Origin of the sequence: Aeromonas sp. Lyrl_2, from assembly GCF_051948815.1 — a bacterium.
In the GTDB taxonomy this organism is placed as follows: domain Bacteria; phylum Pseudomonadota; class Gammaproteobacteria; order Enterobacterales; family Aeromonadaceae; genus Aeromonas; species Aeromonas veronii.
The window spans coordinates 222,366-242,463 of the sequence record NZ_JAYJLJ010000002.1 but is presented as its reverse complement, the minus strand read 5'-3'; the positions used below and the strand labels follow the sequence as shown (position 1 = coordinate 242,463).

Here is a 20,098-nt window from a genome sequence, read left to right as displayed (position 1 = left end):
TACCTCATTATAGAAACAGGTAACTCAATTTCTAGCCAGCAAAAAATGAACATTGTGTACCGGTAGCTTCACGATGTTCTCCGTTATTGTATGCTGCTGCTTCGCTAGCCACACAAGATCACAAATCCCATCTGTTGGCTCAAAGGCCGCAGGGGCATACATAAGAATGTCACGTACTTGTTGGTGATCAAAACGGTGACAGGCCTCATCCAGCGAAGCTAGCAAGGGTCGCAGCCGAGACCATGGCAGCCAGCTCTCTTGTGCCACCATGATCCGGGGATGCTCGGTTCCTCTGGCATCATCACCAATCAGTAACTCTTCGTAGAGCTTTTCGCCCGGCCGCAACCCCGTCACCTCGATGGCGATATCACCATCTGGCCGCTGATCATCACGCAGTGTCAGGCCGCTGAGGCGTATCATGCGTTTGGCCAGTTCCATGATCCGTACCGGTTGACCCATATCGAGCACAAAGACATCGCCCCCCTCCCCCATGGCACCTGCCTGGATCACCAGCTGGGCAGCCTCAGGTATCGTCATGAAGTAACGGATGATATCGGGGTGAGTCAGGGTGATGGGCCCCCCTTTATCTATCTGCTGTCTGAATAACGGCACCACTGAGCCAGAAGATCCAAGAACATTGCCAAAACGCACCATACAAAAACGGGTGCAGTGCTTCTCGCGGGTCAAGGCTTGCAAGATCAACTCGGCCAGACGCTTGCTGGCCCCCATGGTGTTGGTTGGCCGCACGGCTTTATCGGTAGAAATAAGCACGAATGTTTCCACCCCTGCCTCAATGGCCGCCTGTGCCGCATAAAGAGTGCCGAATACGTTGTTACGTACCCCTTCAATGATGTTGAATTCAACCAGCGGGACATGTTTGTAAGCCGCGGTATGGTAGACGGTCTGGATCCTGAAGCTCTGCATCACCGTCTTGAGACGATGCTGGCGCTGCACTGACCCCAGTAACGGCACCAGATCCGTTTCGATTTCTTCACGCTGACACTGCTCCCGCAGGTTCTTGTGCAGGACATAGAGGGCGTATTCGGATAGTTCGAACAGTACCAGAGTGGATGGCCGGCACCGCAAGATCTGGCGACAGAGCTCAGAACCAATAGAGCCACCGGCACCTGTCACCATGACCGCTTTGCCTGTGATATTGGCTTCCATCAAGGTGGTCACAGGCTCTACCGGATCTCTGCCCAACAGATCGTCGATGGAGACCTCATTGAGCTGATCGATGCGGGCCGAGCCATTGACCAGATCGGCCATCCCCGGGATAGAGAGCACTTCGCAAGAGAGGGGCTCAAGTGCATTGATCACCTCCTGGCGACGAGCCCTGGTGCTGCTCGGCATAGCCAGCAAGATCTTCTGTACACCATGGTGGTCAATCAAGGTTGTTAGCTGGGCGCTGTTATAGACAGTACACCCCTGGATTACACACCCCTGCTTGGCTGGATCATCATCAACAAAGGCGACGGGATAAAACTCATTACCTTGCAACAAGGCCATTTGCAGTTGTCGACCCGAAGAACCCGCTCCATAGATCAACACCTGGGTACGAGCCAGACGGGTGGTATTGAGCAGCGCCCGGAAAAACAGCCGCACACCACCGACCAGCAGCACCAAAAAGGAGAGATAGATAACAGATACCGTTCTGGGCAGAAAGATATCAAAGTAAAACGCAGAGAGAACAAAGAAACAGGTTGAAAGAAATGCCCCTAGCGAGATTGTCCATAAGACCCTAAAGCTGACATATCGGAGTACTGCGCGATAGAGCCCCAGCCGTACAAACAAACTGATGCTGACAACAATAATTGCGCCAAGGAGTGCCCAGTGATGAGGGCTATCGATGGGCCAGTTATGTTCAAGCCGGATCCAGTACGCTCCCCAATAGGCCATGGTGATCAAGAGCATATCAACGGCGACAGAGATGACACGCTTACTGGATCGTGATAGGGAGCCCAGACAAGTCAGTAGCCAGCCCCCTCCGGGTAAAAGCTCATTTTTCATTCTGGTACTCCTGCATTCAGGTGATCCGCAAGAAAGGCTAACGGCAAGTAGGCAATGACCAGACCGATCACACCATCGAGCTGGCCCAATACAATCATGACAGCGATCGGCGCAAGCCATAGGCTATTTATAAGAAGCACAGCCAATGTCACGTTTCGATGACTTTGCCAACGTCTCGCCAGATATTGATAGCCATGAGTACGATGAGCCTCGCTCAGACGACATTTCAGACGATAGCGATTTAGTAACGTCCAGGTCGCATCAACCACAAAGACTCCGAGCATGACGAGCCATGCCCACAGGAATTGAGGCGCAGAAACAGCATCCAGCAGCATCAGGGAAGCCAGCATCAAGCCAAGAAATCCGCTGCCACCATCTCCCATAAAGATCCTGGCGGGCGGAAAATTCCAGCACAAGAAGCCCGCCGCCGAAATCCCCAGTAGCAGGATCAAACTGGCAGACGACCACTCCCCGCCAACCAGATAATGACAAAACGCCATGAACAGGCAGACGACAACGGCCTCGCCAGCTGCCAAGCCATCGATGCCATCCATAAAGTTGTACAGGTTGATAAACCAGATCACCCCCAGCCAGGCCAGCAGGTAACCAAACCAGGCAAGATCCAGCTGCCAGCCAAAGAAGGTCAGCGCTGGCAAACCATTAACCGCAGATACCACCAAGGCTGCCGCCATGCTCTGCACAATCAGGCGAGTTCGGGGCTTGAGAGAGATGTGGTCATCGATAAAACCAACCAAGGCAATGCCCAGCGCCGCAGCCCATATCAATGCGAAGCTGCTCTGGGATATGCCGGAGGGCAGTGGGATCAGGGTGGCAAACAACGGGGCTGCCAGCAGAAAGGTCGCCACGATAGCCATGCCACCGCCTCTCGGGGTCGGCACCTGATGCGAACTGCGATGATTGGGTTGGTCAAGCAAGCGGGTCTGTGCGTAGCGCCTGAGCAGGCCGGTCATGGTGATTGAAAGAAAAAGACAAAATATCGACAACAAAACAAATGCCAGCATCAAGACGACTCACTATGGATTGACGCCATCAGAGATAGGGTCTGAGAGAGCGAATAGGGTGCCGACCATTGTAATCGGCTCTGAGCCTTGCGGGTATCCATTTCCAGAGAGCCATAAATCCGTTGTAGCTTAGCATCAATCCCCAAACAGCGTCCAAGCACTCTTATTACTCTTGGTGGGAGATAAAAGAGCCGACAGCTAACGCCTTCTGCTTCTGCAATCGCCGCCAATAACTGCGACGTCGACACTGCGACAGGATCTGCGACTAAAAAGACCTGATTCACTGCAGCCGGGTGCGCCATCGCATGGGCAATAAAGTCACACAGATTAGGTAACGCCAACAGGCTACGCGCATTGGTCAAACGGGCAAAAGGGAGCGGGATCCCTTTGCGCACCCAGGTCATCATGCTGGCAAAGTTAGCCTTCACTCCTTCTCCATAGATAAGAGGAGGACGAATGATGGTTACAGCCATACCACACTCTTTCGCAATTTCCATCAGCCCCTGCTCCGCCTCATACTTCGAGCGTCCATAGGGATCTTCTGGCGGACTTTGCACATGCTCATCAAATGGCTTGCCAGGCTCGGTCTGCTCGCCATTCACTTTGATCGAACTGATAAAGATGAAGCGCTTAACTCCTGCCTCAGCAGCCTGCCGGGCAAGAGCGAGGGTGCCCTCTGTATTCACCGCTCGAAATGCTGCGAGGGGATCTGTCGCGGTATCCGACATCACATGCACCCTGGCAGCACAGTGAACAACCACATCCACCTGTTGCAATTGGGCTATCCAGTTGGCATCCGCAGTCAGAGAGGGAGCATGAACATGGTAAGAAGCCCGCGAGTGACTTCGCACAGCCCCTTTCACATTGGCTCCACATCTAATCAGGTGTTCACAGACCGCTTTGCCTACAAATCCGTTGGCACCTGTGACCAAGACTGTACTTTTGATATCTGCCATTACCACCAACGCCAACCGTGAATATTGAAGAAAGTCACCATGGAACGCCCAAACATCCAGATATGGCGCCAGCCTTTGCGAGATGCATGCCCACCATGATGAACGACCCTCACCTGAGGGACATAGGCAATCCGGCTGATCTTTCCTGCCCGTAAACTGATGTCAAAATCTTCAAAATAGAGGAAGAAGCGAGGGTCAAACCCTCCAAGCTGCTGCAAAACATCTGTGCGAAACAGCATAAAACAACCACTGACAATGGGTGGGTCCCACAGCACGTCAAGATTGTTGAGCTGATCTGCCATCTCATATTTCGCCAAACGCGTCTGGAATAACTTCTTCACAAAATCGGGTGCAAAACCGCGCAGCAATAAATCAAATACGGTTGGATAGCGTTTGCAAAGCCGCTGTACCTCACCATCTTCCCACGTAGCGAAAGGCGTCAATAATCCGCAATCCGGATGTTGCTCCATAAACTCGAGTGCATTTTTCAGTGCATCTGGAGCAACTTCAAGATCTGGGTTCAGAATAAGATGATATTTAGTATCAGTCTGTAATGCACGGTTATGACCAGCCCCAAACCCAGGATTTGACTGTGCAAAAATCAAGTCATGATCACCTATAAAACTCTTGCTTACATCTTCATTTTTAATAGCAAAATCACTCGATGGAGAGTGGTCTACAACTATCAAGGAACTCACAATCCCAGCATCAGTTACTGCTCTCTGTAATTTTTTGAAAGTTGTTGTTATCATTGACTTTTCAGTGCAATAAGTAACCATGGAAATAGATAAATGATATTGGCACATGCTATTTAATCCAGTGATCACGCCACAGTAAAATATTGCGTTCAAAAACGTTATAAATAACAGCCGAGACAATTAGCGTAGCAAATATAAAACCAAGAAAATATAAAATAGTAGTATCCTCAGTCACATTTGGCAAATAGAACCCCATAGCACTTAACACTACCAAGTTCACGAGATACGCAGAATATGACCATCTAGCTACTGGCTTTACAAATCTATAGAATAAATTATTAACTCTTAAATCCATACCCAAAACGAGCAGACCGGCAGCAGCGACATTCGCTATTGTAAATAAGAATATCTTAAGGAATTGACTTTTGTCCATCACTGCATCTGGTTGCATCGAAATAATGACAACAGGAATTAACAATAACGATAAGAAAGGCGATGCCTTGATTATCCTATCTCGCCACAATTGACCATGATAATAGAGGTAAGACGTTAACACCCCAATCATAATGGAATCAAGGCGTAGTAATGCTGTCGATCTGACTTGATTGAATGTTAACTCAGGATATGAATACACACTCATTATTCGCATCGTAAACGAAAACCCTAGCAATATAAAAAGAGTAACCAACAATGACTGTATAGCTGAAGAACGCCAAGTAAAGAACATGATCACAGGTATAAATAAATAGAAAATCTCTTCAATGACTAAACTCCACGCCTCCCCAAAAAATCCAGGATGGGGTGACAACAGACTTTGCGTAAATGTCATATAGCGCCATAACTCCGGCATCGCCTCAGGTCGCCAAGAATCGATAACAAACCAATTTAATAATAAGAACAATAAATAATTAGGATAAGTTCGCAAAAAACGGCGACCCAAGAAATTGGGGATCCAACACCATTTATTACTACTACGGGAACTTTTCTCGATAATTATTGAACCGATTAAAAACCCAGATAATACGAAGAAAATCTCGACACCGAGAAATCCGCCAAACTTGAAAAGTTGAGCATCTGGAAAGACAGGAAGTAACAGACGCCTGCCATGCAATAACAAAACCAGCAAGATGGCACTGGCTCGACAAATGTCGAGCCAGTGGATACTTTTCATACTACCACGATTATTTAGAGCTGAATTCATCTAACTTTAGCCCCAAAAGCCTTTCACTTTCCGCGATCATTTCACGATATGTACTGTTATTAAAACCCCACAATGTGGAATCTAACTCTTCCTTATGCCCTACTAAAAATTTTGGTGTAGTAATGACATGTAGATCACTGCGGCTTTCAATATAACGATCTATTGTATTGGTTTTTGCATCATGATTTCTATCATTCCAGCCCAAGAGCTTTTCATAGAAAGCGCTGGAATAGATATTCATTACAGTACTAGTCATTTTGTCAATCGTGACATATTTTTGACCATTATACTCCGTACACGCCAAGATATTAGTATCTTGATGCAAATTAGCTATCAGTCCCGAGAAAAGATCCCAATCTTTTCGTTCATTGAGATAATCATTTACACTTTCCAGACGAGATAAAAAATGCTCAGGAAATTCAATATCATCCTCGCAAATCATTATACGTTCAAGCCCTAGGTCTTTTGCACGATGCAAGAGAAATTTATAACTCAAACCACACCCAACCCATCCAAGACGATGTCTTAGACCAGGGAAATACTGAATCCCATAATGATTATCATTATCAAAATCCGCACGTCGGGAGACTGTTTCCGGCAGTCCTAAACATACCATATCTGAATCAAAATTAATGGAATCTGCCACAGCAGTATAAAATTGCTCATACGTGATAAGATCGTGAGCTAAAAATGCTCTCAGAAAATAATATGAAAAAATATCAGGAGTCTCGACACATGCCTTTCTTAATTGAATGCTGCGCTCACTCCGTTTAACATCATCATGAACCCAATGGCGAACTCGCTCTACCATTTCATCAATATCATTGATTGGTACAAAATCGACAAGAGGCAACAATGCCGAATGCTCATCCATATCTGCACTTTCTTCAGATACAATGATTTTATTTTGCGACAAACACTCGTATATTCTGGTTGTTTCCAGTAGCGCGCCTTCATAATAATGAATGTTAACAATCACCTTTGCTTTTGACATTTCAGCATACAACGCATCACCAAAAATATCATTGATGATTTTCACTGAGAAATGCTTTTTTAGCTCCGCAATATAGGCTCTACGTCTATCATTATTAATGTCACCATAAAATAACACATCAACCGTCTCAGGAACCGAGTCGGCAAGCTCCCGCGGAAGAAAACCCACTGGCAGATGGTAGATCTGGCGATAGCTCAATCCTTTATCTTGTAAAAACGCAATATTTTTTAAAGAGTAATCAAAGATGGCTAAGGAATTTTGCAAGCGAGCAAGGTAATCCTCTGTGAACCAACGAGAGCTAACCGATTGTTCAAGTTGATAAGCGATATACTGCCCAGGTAAAACATCAAACATTTGTGGACAGATAACAATGTGCAAAACGTCCAGATAACCCTCTTCAGGCCTCTGATATTGAACGGCTGCATGAATATTCACTTTCTTCAAGCTTGCACACATTAATTCAGCCAGATAACCACAGTGTGCAGTAGTCAAAATAACTAACTCCGCAGTATCTTTATCTCCCAATGAAATAACCTCATGCATTGCATGATGAGATTGGTGACCTAATACATGGCTAATGCGATGTAACGTTTTTCGAATTCCATGATGTCGCAAACTGCGCCACCCTTTCATTAATAACGATGGGTCTCTGGCAAGAATAACCATAGGACGCACTAACGGGCGAGTCATTCGCGCCAGTTTACCGCGCAGACCGTCTTCATTGCATACTCGTTGCCAACCATACTGTAGTGACACAGTATCACCACGTAATAAACGTCCAATTACTCGAATGGGCATCGTTATACGCCATGACAAACTGTTCGTTATGCATTGTTTTTGATGCTCAATTATAGAAAGTTGGTCAGATGCGATCGCGGCTTGCTTGCGAGCGTCATCAACATTTTTCTGCAGTGACTCAATGATTGAAAGACACTCTTGATGTTGGCGTGAAATTTCAACTTCGTAGTCAGCCACTTGCTTGGCATGTAATGCAGCTTGTTCGGTAATATAGGTTGTCTGTTCCGCATTACGCTCTTGCCAAACCCTCACATCAACTTGATGCTCGCGAGCAAGATTGGCAAACTTCATAGTAACAGCCGCTTGCGCCGCAGAAGGGAGACCATCAAATATGTTAGGATCAAGGTGATCTTGTTGCATGTATTCGCTCACATGACAAAGGATTATATCGTGCTGTTCAGGTTGGCCCAATCGAAAGCGTAAGTATGCTGGTTTTAATTGCAATGAGAAGGGCACCAAATAGCCAAAAAGATAGAAACTGAGCCGTCTTAGCCGTTCAGCCTCATCATGGGCTTCCAGTATAAAATTGTAAGAGTTATCGCCACAAACCTTTAATGGCTTGTCCAGTAACAGCGCCTCTAGGCCAACACTGGAATTAATAGTAAATATCTGTCGACACAAGGCAACAAAATATAGACTATTCGGGGAGTTATCGAGACAAACTTGTGCTGTTTTAAGTGTAAATGAGCTCCCCGGATGAGCGCGCACCAACAGATCATCTGCTGCCACTTTCTGCCGTGCGGCAGCCAGCAGTGCAAGATTGCTCATTCCATTGCCATAAGCAACCAGATTAGAGTCGTCCTCGACTTGCAATACAACACCACATTCATAAGCGGTTTGCGTTGGCAATTCTTGGTAGGTTTCGGGATGAGTCAAGAAAAATTGCAATAACTCTCGTGTCGTGATTGACCATTGCCAATCATGGCAGAGGGAATAACGTTGTGCTGACTCAGAGTTGCCATTGACACCACGAAAATCAACATATCCGGTCTCGCGATACAGGGGACCACGCAGTGGGCCCAATTCAATATGGATGACGGGAATACCACGGGTAGCACATACCGCCTCCAGTGACGCAACATTACAAATAGTGACGATGGCTTCAAGTTGAGCCGGAGCTGCATCCAGTAACGCCTCAAGTTCACGCTCAAAAGCAGCATCGCGCTCGCACAAGAAGCGCCGAAACGCCTCTATCGGATTGCCATTGAGTTTATTGAGCCAATCATCAAATCTATTCTCATCCAGCCATGCGTAATGATGTTGCTCAGGCTGGGCGTTAACAGGCAAGGAGTAACCTAACCGAGCCTGTACCGCGGGGTCACATTCCCAGCGACCATCCCAATCACAAGCAGCGCGGACATAATCGCGCCCGGTGATAAAAAAAGCAGATTCATCCGCCCACTCACCCAGCAAACGGTAATAGCACCAAAGATAAGGCGCAACTTGAGCACGAAAAGGATAAGGAGGTAGAAAAGCAGCCAGCATTGATAACTCCGAGATATTCAGGCCTGAACGGTAATAGGCGCATGTACGACACCGCCCAGCTCTCTGGAAGACCAGAACTTGATCGCCTGCATCGGCCGACGCTGATCAAGTTCTTCACGCTCTCCACCCTTGAGGCAGGCCAACCCACAGTGCAATAAATAATCGCCACTATTGATGGGTAAGGTCACTTGATACGTCACAAATTGGCGACCAGGTTTCAATACTATGGGGTGACCGGCTGCAATATTGCTATCGCCCCAAATATCACCCCCTTGGGCACGGCTCAAAGAGAGTCCGAGAGCGATATCCTCAATTGTCTCGCTAGAGATAAGTTCAAAGCGTAGCGTCACCGTTTCACCTGATTTGACCAGGGGCTCTTCATGAAAAGGTGTACCATCCGCCTTGACAATGGTCAGGCTGGCGATAATCGCGCGGGCAGAGCCAAATCGCTTCTCACCCAGCGCCAGATTGGCCTCACTCTTTTGCTTTTCAAGTAGAGCTAGCTGCGATGGGCAATTGCCATCACTTTCAACTTCTGGCAATGCCAAGGTATCGGCTTGCTCCTGCGACAGGATCATGCCTTTTTCATACGCCATCACCGCAGCCAGCACATCTGTGGTATCTGCAATCAGGCGCCCCCCTTCCATCACCAGACAACGATCCGCGTATTCCAGAATACTGCCGGTCGAGTGGGTCACCATCAAAATGGTTACTCCCTTCGCTTTCAGGGCTTCCATACGCTTGAAACATTTGTATTGGAAACCGATATCGCCAACTGCCAGCGCCTCATCGACTATCAAAATTTCAGGATCAATACAGGCCTGTACTGCAAACGCAAGACGCACATACATACCACTGGAATAGGTCTTGACCGGTTGCGCCATAAAATCGCCAATATCAGCGAAATGGGCAATCTCATCAAACCTTGCGTCAATATCCTCTTTACTCAACCCCAAGACACTGGCATTGAGATAGACATTATCACGCCCACTGAACTCCGGATTAAAACCAGCCCCCAGCTCAAGCAAGGCGGCAATACGGCCATTGACGTTGACGTCACCATGAGAAGGATTAAGGGTGCCGCAAATAAGCTGAAGCAGCGTGGATTTACCGGCCCCGTTATGGCCGATAATACCGACGGTTTCACCCTTTTTAATCGTGAAATCAATGTCCCGGAGCGCCCAAAACTCGCGAAAATATTGTCTGGCAGCACCACGAAACAAGCGGGATAAGCGAGGAATAACAAACTGCTTGAGTCGATCGACCGGTTGCTCATAAACCTGATAACACTTGCTCAAACCACGCACGTCAATCGCGACTTTGTCAGAGCACATCGGCAAACCCCTTACGTGTTTTCTGGAACAATATAAATCCTGCATACATCACCAACGCACCAGCCACCAAGGAGGCACCGTATTGCCCCCAAGAGGGGAACTTGCCCCAATAGAGCACATCACGAACCTGGGCAATCACAGGCGTCAGCGGATTCACATTCAACCAGTGACGGTATTGTTCAGGGAGTGCCTCTACGGGATAGAAGATGGGCGAGAGAAACATCAAAACAGTGCTGATAACCCCCACCAATTGTGACAGATCGCGCAAGTAGACCCCCAGCGCAGCGAGTGCCCAGGAAAGACCTAGCACCAGCAGCAGGAGTGGCAATATCATCAGTGGGAAAAGCAGCACCGTCACTGGCGGCACCCCGAAGGCCACCCCATAAAATGCAAGCCATACCAAGAGGCTGATGCCAAGATTGACCAGAGCACTACCGAGCGCCACCCAAGGCAAGATCTCGAGAGGGAATACCACCTTCTTGACGTAATTGACATTATCCAGGATCAGGCGTGGCGCACGGTTAAAACACTCAGCGAAGAGGTTAAACACCATCAAACCGGCAAACAGCACCAGGGCAAACTCACTGCGCGAATCGCTACCACCACTCCAGCGCGCCTTGAACACCACACTAAAAATAAAGGTGTAAACAGCCAGCATAAAGAGTGGGGTAAACAGCGCCCAGAGATTACCCAACATGGCGCCACGGTAACGGGCGGCCACTTCACGGCGCACCAGGGTGACAATCAGATGACGCTGGGCAGCAGAAGGAAACAGATTGGCAACATTGAGCATCAACACTCCTCAAACAACAGGTAACCGAGCAAAAACGCGGGGATAATAACACAGCTCACTGCTGTTGACTGCCCTTGCCTTCGCCTGCTTGACCCCGGCTTAGCCAGAAGCTGTCGGCTCAGGCTGGAACCGCTTTCCAAACCGGATGCAAGGCTGTTCGATAAAACGAAACGACAGGTAACCACAGAAGATCGAGGCAGGCAGCGCGAGCAGCAAATGCTGACTCCAGTTGAGGGCTGGCAGATAGAACGCAACCAGTTGTTGGACTAGAAAACCATAGATATAAACACCATACGAAATATCGAGCTGTATATGCAGGGCCACCACTCTTGACAGACTGCAAAGCCATAACAACATCGAGGCAGCAGCAAGCACAAACAGATAGTCAAAGGCAGGCGTAGCCCGGACAGCCCAGCATAGCAGCACAGTGACCACGGCCAACCAATCAAGTGGCAGCCGATGTTGCCATAAAGCCAATAGGCAACCAGCCGCAAAATAGCAGGGCAGGCGCAACATGGTTGGTTGCTGGCCTAGGTAGTGCGTCAGCCAAGGGTGATGGGTCACAACGCCATAGCAGACAACCAGGCAGAGCAGGGTCGCCAGCGCCCGTGAATTAGTCAGTCCGAACAGACCAGCAAGCGCCAGCCCGCCATAGCATGCCAGCTCCCAACGCAGGGTCCACAAAGAACCATTGACCACATCTGGGTAAGGATTATTGACAAAAAGACCTGGCAGGGTATAGCGGGTATCAAATCGTACGTTACCCCACAGGTAATCGAGGGTAAGGGGATGGCGAACATAGTCGACCAACGGCAGACTGGTCAAGCTGGGGCCAACCAACAGCACTGTCACCAGCAGCAAGACAATCAGGCCCGGCATCACCCGCAGCAAGCGGGCCAACGTAAAATAGCGGACCGATCTGTGGTGACACAGACTATGGCAAACCAGCATGCCGCTTAACAAAAAAAATAGGGCCACCGCCAGACCGCCAGTCGAGATAAAACCACTCAGGCGGCGGATGGGATCCATAGCCGGGTCTGCGCCTGTCAGCGCAAGGGCATGATAGGCAATCACCGAGCAGGCTAGGAGGATACGGGCCAAAGTCAGGTTATTATGGGCGGGTAACAGAAAGTGGTTCAAGAGCATGATGGATAAACTAGGAATAGGGCGATCGCCAACAGCTGGTTAGACGATGCCGCCAAGCAGCATATTCATTCATCGTTAGCTTTAATATGCTAACGAATGAGAAGCAGAAAAAAAAGGTGGCTTGCGCCACCTTTGTGATGTCTGTATCAATATTAGTTGATGCTAGACAGGGTCTGGCCGTCTTTTGATACCAGGAATGAGGTCATTTGCAGACCGTTATTTGGCATTTCGCCATTAGCTACGATACGCAGTTTGTTATCACCAACTGGGGTAATACCTGCTGCCTCTGCGATAGCTTTAACACTGATCTGGTCGGTAGAGGCACCGGCTTTCAGGATGTCACTACCACCGTTAACCAGAGCACCCAGGTTAACAGACTTGGAAACGCCATCGTTATTAATAACAGTCAGAGTAACGCTACCATCCAGACCGGTGTCGTTAGTCAGACGGATGTAGTTTTGATAAGCAGAATCCGGAGCAGTTACAGTTTGAACGGCGATAGTGGAACCATCACGAGCAATTTGGCCGATAGCACCCAGCTCTGCAGCTGCAAACTCATAATCACCATTTACGACCGGCGCAAAGCTCGCTACGAAGGTCTGGCCAACCATCGGAGTAACACCGTCTACGGTCAGGCTAAAGGAGCCATTGGCAGGTTCACCTTCGAAGGTGGCTTTGTTAGCTTCCAGCTTGGTCAGCTTCATAGTACCCAGAGTAACCTTGGTTACGTCCAGCTTACCATCTTTATCTTTGGCAACGGCAGAGAAGTCACCAGCAACAGTCACAACAGACTTGGCATCAAACAGGGAAGCTTCAGTACCATCACGGCCATAAACAACAGTCGGCGCCAGAGGAGTACCATCAGCCTTCTGATGCTCAAAAGTCAGTGAGCCCAAAGATGCGACTTTGCCCTTATTAGCAAACAGCTTGAACTCTTCAGATGCTTTAGCAACATTAACGTCGCCTTTGTCAGCAGCTACAGTCAGCTTCTTCAGTTCAAACAGGTTACCGCTCTTGCTATCAACAATACCGGTACCTGCAACTGCATCCAGCACTTCGTCAAACTGGCTAACTTTTACAGTTGCATTGCCGCCCTGTGCTTGCACAGTACCCAAGGTCAGAACCACATTCTGATCGGCTGCGATATCGGCAGTAGCAGCTACTTCAACAATAACGAAGTTCTCACCAGTTTTACCGCCTTGCATGACGGTTCTGGTAGAAGTAGGCGCAGTGACATCACCGGCAACTACGTTGGCAGAAAACACAGCGTTAGTCAGGTCAAAACGGATGTAGGTTTTCTTAGTGTCGGCTACAGCTTTCTTGATGGGATAAGTTACATTAAGAGCAGTAACACCACTCTTCAGTACAACGGGCATCTTCAGCTCTGCTGCGTAGAACGGTACTGTACCGTCAGTGACTTTACCATCAGCAGTGAAAGTAACAGCTGCGGCATTGAAGCTCAGACCTGCAATGGCCAGTGCAATTAGTGACTTTTTCATTAAAGTAATTCTCCAAAAATTAAACTAGTTTAACCCGAGCACCTCAGGTCATACTACCAACCTGCTTTTCCCGCCGACTGCCTCTTATTCCGGACAAGAGCGCAGTCACTTGAAAAAAAGATGAGGCTCTATCGCTTAAAAGCGTAACTGATCATATCTGTCGCCATAAAATAATCAAGAACTCTGTCAGGCCAATCGCCCAAAAAAGCGCCATACGCACCATTTTTAGGGGGAAATCACATAAATAAAAAGCACCACTTGACACCAAGTCGCGATAGCCGGCTGTTTTTTACCCCCCCTCTTGCTTTGATGCACCTGCAAAAGAGCCCCGTATGGTTCAAGGTGATATCCCCCCCGCCCGGCCACATTAATTAACAGGATTGACATTTAGCGCGCATTGCTAAAGCGGTTTCAGTTGAGGTGGAGCAACAATGGAGCGCCCTGAACAAACAGAGCGCCAATATCAGCAAGGTGGACTGTGCTCACACTGGCACCGAGCTATGGCGTAAGGGCAGCACGGGGCGCAGAGGGTCACGGAAAAGCGATCAAAAGAGAGAGCAGGTATAAAAAAGCAGGGATAACTGATGCTAGAGCTTAAGTCATAGCCGATTGCACCTTGCACCAGCCAGTAGGAACGCGCCAAAAAAAACCGCCCGGCAACGTCAGCCAGGCGGGGGTTATTACAACAGATTAAGCAACCGAATGGGGTCAGCGCAGATAAGTCATTAGCGCAAGGGTGTTACTGGTGCAGTTCCAAGCTCTCGCTCGGCTCTTCGGGGGCCATGCCCGGCAAAAAACGGCGCTTAAGGGTCGGGGCGTTATTGAGCTGCAACTGCTGTTGATAGCGTTCGGTCAAACTTTGCGCCTCGTTAAAGTCGCGCATCACATAGGGGATGATCATCACCACCAGTTCGGTGCGGTTTTCGCTGTTGCTCTTTGACTTGAAGAAGTTACCCAACCAGGGGATGTCCCCCAACAATGGCACCCCGGTATCCCCTTCGCCTTTTGAACTGGAGATCAGACCCGCCAGCATCACCGAGCCACCATCGCGCAGGGTGAGTGCAGTCTCCACCTTGCGGTTCATAATGGTGGGGCTTAACGCCTCACTGCTGGAGGAGGTATCGGCCTGCTCAGAAAGTTCTTGACTGACCAGCAGATCCACCACACCACTGGCTTGCACCGTGGGCTTGATAGAGAGGATCACCCCGGTCTTGCGGTACTGCACGGTTTTATTAATGGGCGCATCTGGGTTATCGCTGGCCTGGCTGGTGCCGGTGACCACAGGTATTTCGTTACCGACCTCGATGCGGGCCTCTTCGCCGCTGCGCACCATCAGCTTGGGGCTGGAGCGGATCACGGCTTGCTTGTTGTCATAGAAGGCATTGAGGGTCGCACGCGTCTGACCCGCACTATTAAGCGCCATATTGAGACCCGAGCTGCCCAGGCCGTTGGCAGTGCCCATGACCAGATCTCTAGCCCCCAAGTCAGTGCGGATATTTTTCCAATCCACCCCCAATCCCTCTTTATCATTGAGGGTCACTTCGGCCAGCAGCACATCGATCATCACGGAAGGGACGGCCTTATCCAGCTGATCGAGCAACGGGCGCAACTTGATCCACTCCTTGCCACTGCCTTTGAAGATCAGCGCATTGCGGTTGGCGTCCACTACCACAGCGCCCGCCTCACCACTACCGCCGGTGGTTGTACTGCTGGTGGCACTCGCTGCCGCACGCTGCGTACCACTGGTGGTATTACCAATTCCCTTGGCCAAACCGTTATCGCCGGCACTGCGGGTATTGCTACTATCGATGCCGCTGGCAGGTACTGTGGCACTGTACCCGAGGGAGCCAAGCATAGTGGCAATGGCCGCCGCCTGGGTATTTTTAACCTGATAGATAAAGAGGCCGTTTTCGACTTTCTCCTGGGACTCTCGATCCAGGATCTCCACCCAGTCACGCACATGACTGAGGGTGGTGCCATCGGCGGCAAAAATGATTAACCGCTGCAGCTCTGGTAGCTTTAGTACCATCACCGACCCCATGGGAGGGGTATCGGAGACGTTATAGCCCTCTGATTGCAACACCTTGATCAAGGCATTGCCAAGCTGATCGGCAGCGGAGTAAACCGGGGTAATACTCAAACTATTACTGCCTTTAAGGGTGGGCTGGTCAAATAAACGTATCGCAGCAACAGCCTGTTTGACCAACTCTACAGAGCCTCTTAGCATTATCGTATTTGCAATGACATCCTGAGATATTTTCAGTTCCTGGTTTGGGAACATCTCTTTGAGCCACCCCTCCATCTGGTTACTTTGCACCACCTTCATCGGCACAATTTGAAATACAGGCCTATGGGACATAGGTACATCCGGTAGGGCATCACCACTCACCATTAATGGCAAGGCATCATTGGCAACTGTGCTACTGACGGCAAAGTTATAGAGTCCATCGCGCAGCTTGACCTCAACACCATAGTCCGCCAGCACATTACGGGCGGTATTGAAGAGAGCAGCCGGAGGTTGCGGCTCGCTCATTCGCAAGGTCACCAGATCCGTTTTTTTCTGTAGCTCAGGGCTCAAGGTAAAGGAGAGTCCGAGCTGCTTGCCAAATACCTCGTTAATAAATGCAGGTAAGGGAAAGTTGTTGACGTTGAGGCTGACGGCATCGCCCTTCAGCCCCTGCCCCAAGGGCTGGCCATCCGGTTCCACTACACGCACTTGTTGACGCTGGCTTGGGGTACGGTTAAAGCGCTGAGCCAAGCCTTGACGGGCATCAGGTTCGGCACTGCCCGCCTGCAGCGTTTCATCCTGCTCGGTCTGGACTAACGGGGCACGCAGTGGCCCGGGCAGCGGGGTGGGATTGGTGTTGATAGCACAGCCAGCCAGCAGGCCCAAGGCACTGGCCAGCAGGGTCAGACGAGGAAGCTGCCGATGGATCATGGTCGTTACAGTGTGGTTCATAACTCGCTTCTTTATGGCCGAGTGGGCGATAAGGTTGAGATGGAAGATGTTGACGAAAAATCACCCTGTTCGGGCGAGGGGTAGAGATAGAGTATGCCTTCTTTTCCTTGCGCATCACGCCACTGCAGGCTGTCGGCATTGATAGCCAACACATCACGTCCATCCGGCAGGGCCATACCGGGACGCAGAGCAAGAGGTTCAGCATCAGGGCCCAGCAGCAACGCCTGACGCCCCCTACCTTGGGTAATAATGGCGATCAGGATGCCGTTCTGTTGCATGGCTTGCCTTGCAGCCTCTTTGCGAGCAGCGTCCATGGTGACTGAATCAGTATCTTTTAGCTGCTTTGGTGCCATCGGCCATAGGCTCGCGATCCGTGCCGGCATGGGCGGCAGATCTTGCGCCAACGGCAGGTCTGGCCAGTACCAATCTCGGGTGTTGGCAGGGCGCTCCGTCAAAGAAGGGTGGCTACAGAAGTAACCAAGCAGCATTAAAGAGAGGATGGACAAAAGGGGTACCCCGATCGTGATCCCCCGGCGCTGCAAACTCAGCTTAGGGACCATCACTTATTCTCTCCCTTTTGTTCTCCAAAGGGGTGATACCAAACCGTAGCCAGCAGCGTGAAATTGAGTTTGTCGTTCATCTGATTATTGACAGTCAGTGCGTTAACGATGAGCCGGGGTGAATGTTTTTCCAGCTCGTTGACCAGACCGATAACACCATCCCCGTTGGTGCGCCCAGTCACCCGCAACTGCAGGGGGATCAGACCATTCTGATCAAGCTGTTGTGGCGATTTTGATACCTCAACTTGGGGCTGGCCGACAGCAAAGCGAGTGAAAAGGGCTGAGACCCTGCTCTGTACTTCAGCACGAGCAAGTGCTTCATTGGGGGCCATGCCAAAGTACTTATCGAGGGCTTTGTTCGCAGCCCGAGCTTGGGTTAGTCGCTGCTGCCAACTCTCTCCTTGCAGCAGACTTTGTTGATCCTGTTGTTGCCAGGAGAGCTCTTGTAGTTGTTCACTCAGCTGCTGGCGCTGTTCTTGGCAAAGCAAGTTAACCCAGAACAACAGAATGATAATGATAAGCCACGCCCCCCATTGCAGGCGAGGGTTGGCTTGCCATTGTTGGCGAGCTTGTTGCCAATGCGGCTGAAGATTGTCGATCAGAGCATTCATATCCCGTTTATGACTCCTTGCCGGTTGTCCTTTGGACAATCCGAGGCAGTACTTCTATATCTGCTTGCAAGCGCACCAAGGTACCGTTGCCTTCCAGCTTTACTTGGACATTGTGCAGTCGTTGGCCATTGAGGGTTATCCCCTCCAACCGCCTGACATACTCCCTTGGATCTGGCGCTTTATCCTGTAACAACAATTGCAAACGCAGGGGCTGATAGTCGTATTGCTGAAGTGTGTTGACACTGGCAGGCAGAAGCGCGATTAACTGGGGCAGAGTGCGAGATTGTCCCTGCCCAAGTAAAGTGAGTCGAGCTTCATACTGGCTACGCAAGCCCTCGGCCCGCAATCTCGCATGACGGGCAGTAATAAGCCCTTCGTCAGCGGAATCGAGCTCAACCAAAAGCGTATTTGTCTGTTGCTCAAGTCTGAACCAAGACCCCAACTGCCAAGACATGCAGGCGACTAACAGTAACGCTACTACGCCACAGGCAAGATGGCCAAGTAACTGCCGATCCCTCGGAGCCAAGGGACTGGCTTGCTTAAATGAGAGTTGAATCACTGTTGAGGCATCAGGCTGAAGTACAGGCAACCAACGGCTATCGATTAATATGCCATTTTGCCAACGTTGCCACTCATAACCCTGCAGTCCGGATAGATAGCGCTGCCAATCTGCTGACTGTACTTGCTCCGGCAGTGGTGATGGTGCTAACGCGCTTTCCGGCACTACCTGATAGCGTTTTGCTTCAGCGACCCGAGCAACCAACGCAGCCTGATCCCATATCCAGACTGCCGCCCTGCCCCGATGCCAGTTGACATAATATCCCGGTTCAGTAAATGGAGTATGTAGGCTGACCTGTTGCTTCAGCGCCTGCTCACGACGAGCCTTGGGTACAGCGCCAAGATCGCAGGAAATAAAAATGCAAAGGGAGCGAGCAACAATCACCCTGGGACGCCAACCAGGGTAACTGTCAGAGGTGATTTGTTGGCGCTCAATCAGCCATTGGGGCTGGGAATAGCGGCTCCACCACCATTTGCTCAGCTGATTGGCAAGCGCGGTTATGGTTATAGGTAAAGGCATAATCAAATTCCCAAGGCGCCCGAAACGAAGAGGGCGACAATGATATCCCAATCCACTGAGCCTGTCTGCATCCTGCGGCGCTCGCATCGCTCCACAGGATGATGCGATGAAAAGCAGATACTATCGACGGAATTTGTTCCTCGGCTATGGGTAGGAGTTGTCCCAGCCTCTGATTGGCATCTTGGAGTGAATCAAATGGCTCCACCCACCTTAGTCGCACCAGCTCAGCAGCTGTTCGTTCATCAAACCGGCTCGCTAGTAATGGCTCCGGCATGGTATTCAAATTAAGGAGCATGCCTGAACGAGCGGTGACCAAAGGCATAAGGTCAGGCAACCAGCTCTGCCAAGTTGGTGCATCCAGAAGATTATTTAGCTCACCAGGACCAACCATAAAGCGGTGGCGAGGCAGTGTCAGGCCACGAGCAAGGTATTGCGCATCATTTGCTCCATTCAAGCGAGATAGATCATCTTGATCCGTGTAGTCATTCACTAGATCAACAACTCTATCTATTTGAACAGGAGTAAGCCCAAAACGCGCTAGCAGCGGCTGCCAACGCACGGGATCAGCATCAAGCACACTGAGCAATGGCCCCTCATCTTGAATCGAGAAATCTATTGTCCCTATTCCGTGATAAGCTCTGCCATCTGCTGCAAGTTGTCGATCTAACTCTGCCAAAGAGCTAACCGAACTACGTTCTTGATCATTGGCCGACGTCAGCTCGAACCCCTGATTACCACGGGGGCGCGTGGCCACTAAATGGAGTAACGTTGCCAAGGTCGCCTGCTGATCCAGCTGCTGCTGCCAGCTGCTACGAAGTTCGACAGCCTGTTGCAAGCGGCCTTCGGCATAGCTACCAATAAAGGCGGCAACCAAGGAGATAACCGCGATCAATCCTAACACGGCTATAAGAACGAACCCCCCTTGATGGGGGGGCGGCACACTCAATAATGAGA

15 protein-coding genes are annotated in these 20,098 nt (G+C 50.0%); all 15 read right to left on the bottom strand.

From position 1 onward, the window contains the following. Positions 1-24: 24 nt before the first annotated feature. On the bottom strand, positions 25-2,010 hold the full coding sequence (locus VF684_RS02835) for a polysaccharide biosynthesis protein (protein WP_440173712.1): 1,986 nt from the start codon (positions 2,008-2,010) through the stop codon (positions 25-27). Further along, on the bottom strand, positions 2,007-3,032 hold the full coding sequence (locus VF684_RS02830; protein ID WP_440173710.1) for an MraY family glycosyltransferase: 1,026 nt from the start codon (positions 3,030-3,032) through the stop codon (positions 2,007-2,009). The genes VF684_RS02835 and VF684_RS02830 overlap by 4 nt, the downstream gene beginning before the upstream one ends. Further along, positions 3,032-3,988, bottom strand: coding sequence for a UDP-glucose 4-epimerase family protein (locus VF684_RS02825; RefSeq protein ID WP_440173709.1), 957 nt, complete (start codon positions 3,986-3,988; stop codon positions 3,032-3,034). Before VF684_RS02825 ends, VF684_RS02830 begins: the two co-directional genes overlap by 1 nt. Continuing rightward, entirely contained in the window at positions 3,988-4,794 is an 807-nt protein-coding gene (locus VF684_RS02820; protein WP_440173706.1) for a glycosyltransferase family 2 protein, read from the bottom strand. Before VF684_RS02820 ends, VF684_RS02825 begins: the two co-directional genes overlap by 1 nt. 1 nt (position 4,795) lies before the next feature. After that, positions 4,796-5,857 (bottom strand): acyltransferase family protein, encoded by a 1,062-nt coding sequence (locus tag VF684_RS02815; RefSeq protein WP_440173704.1) that lies wholly within the window; start codon positions 5,855-5,857, stop codon positions 4,796-4,798. A 10-nt stretch (positions 5,858-5,867) separates the two neighbouring features. Continuing rightward, complete coding sequence (locus VF684_RS02810) at positions 5,868-9,164, bottom strand: GT99 family glycosyltransferase N-terminal domain-containing protein (protein WP_440173701.1); 3,297 nt, start codon at positions 9,162-9,164, stop codon at positions 5,868-5,870. A 17-nt stretch (positions 9,165-9,181) separates the two neighbouring features. Beyond that, on the bottom strand, positions 9,182-10,498 hold the full coding sequence (locus tag VF684_RS02805; protein ID WP_440173698.1) for an ABC transporter ATP-binding protein: 1,317 nt from the start codon (positions 10,496-10,498) through the stop codon (positions 9,182-9,184). Beyond that, positions 10,488-11,291, bottom strand: coding sequence for an ABC transporter permease (locus tag VF684_RS02800; protein WP_440173696.1), 804 nt, complete (start codon positions 11,289-11,291; stop codon positions 10,488-10,490). The genes VF684_RS02805 and VF684_RS02800 overlap by 11 nt, the downstream gene beginning before the upstream one ends. Positions 11,292-11,390: 99 nt before the next feature. Then, positions 11,391-12,437 carry an acyltransferase family protein gene (locus tag VF684_RS02795; protein WP_440173693.1) on the bottom strand — a complete coding sequence of 349 codons (1,047 nt, stop codon included), beginning with the start codon at positions 12,435-12,437 and terminating at the stop codon, positions 11,391-11,393. Positions 12,438-12,589: 152 nt separating this feature from the next. Continuing rightward, positions 12,590-13,936 (bottom strand): hypothetical protein, encoded by a 1,347-nt coding sequence (locus VF684_RS02790; RefSeq protein WP_440173691.1) that lies wholly within the window; start codon positions 13,934-13,936, stop codon positions 12,590-12,592. 739 nt (positions 13,937-14,675) lie between these two features. Further along, a complete protein-coding gene (locus VF684_RS02785; RefSeq protein ID WP_440173688.1) occupies positions 14,676-16,895 on the bottom strand; it encodes a type II secretion system protein GspD in 2,220 nt (739 codons plus the stop codon). A gap of 11 nt (positions 16,896-16,906) precedes the next feature. Then, a complete protein-coding gene (locus VF684_RS02780) occupies positions 16,907-17,455 on the bottom strand; it encodes a hypothetical protein (RefSeq protein ID WP_064336928.1) in 549 nt (182 codons plus the stop codon). Then, complete coding sequence (locus VF684_RS02775) at positions 17,455-18,066, bottom strand: GspMb/PilO family protein (RefSeq protein ID WP_201904083.1); 612 nt, start codon at positions 18,064-18,066, stop codon at positions 17,455-17,457. The genes VF684_RS02780 and VF684_RS02775 overlap by 1 nt, the downstream gene beginning before the upstream one ends. A 7-nt stretch (positions 18,067-18,073) precedes the next feature. Then, the gene (locus VF684_RS02770) at positions 18,074-19,144 is read right to left on the bottom strand and encodes a hypothetical protein (protein WP_440173684.1); all 1,071 of its coding nucleotides are present in this window, start codon (positions 19,142-19,144) and stop codon (positions 18,074-18,076) included. Beyond that, complete coding sequence (locus VF684_RS02765; protein WP_440173681.1) at positions 19,056-20,045, bottom strand: general secretion pathway protein GspK; 990 nt, start codon at positions 20,043-20,045, stop codon at positions 19,056-19,058. The genes VF684_RS02770 and VF684_RS02765 overlap by 89 nt, the downstream gene beginning before the upstream one ends. Positions 20,046-20,098 lie beyond the last annotated feature (53 nt).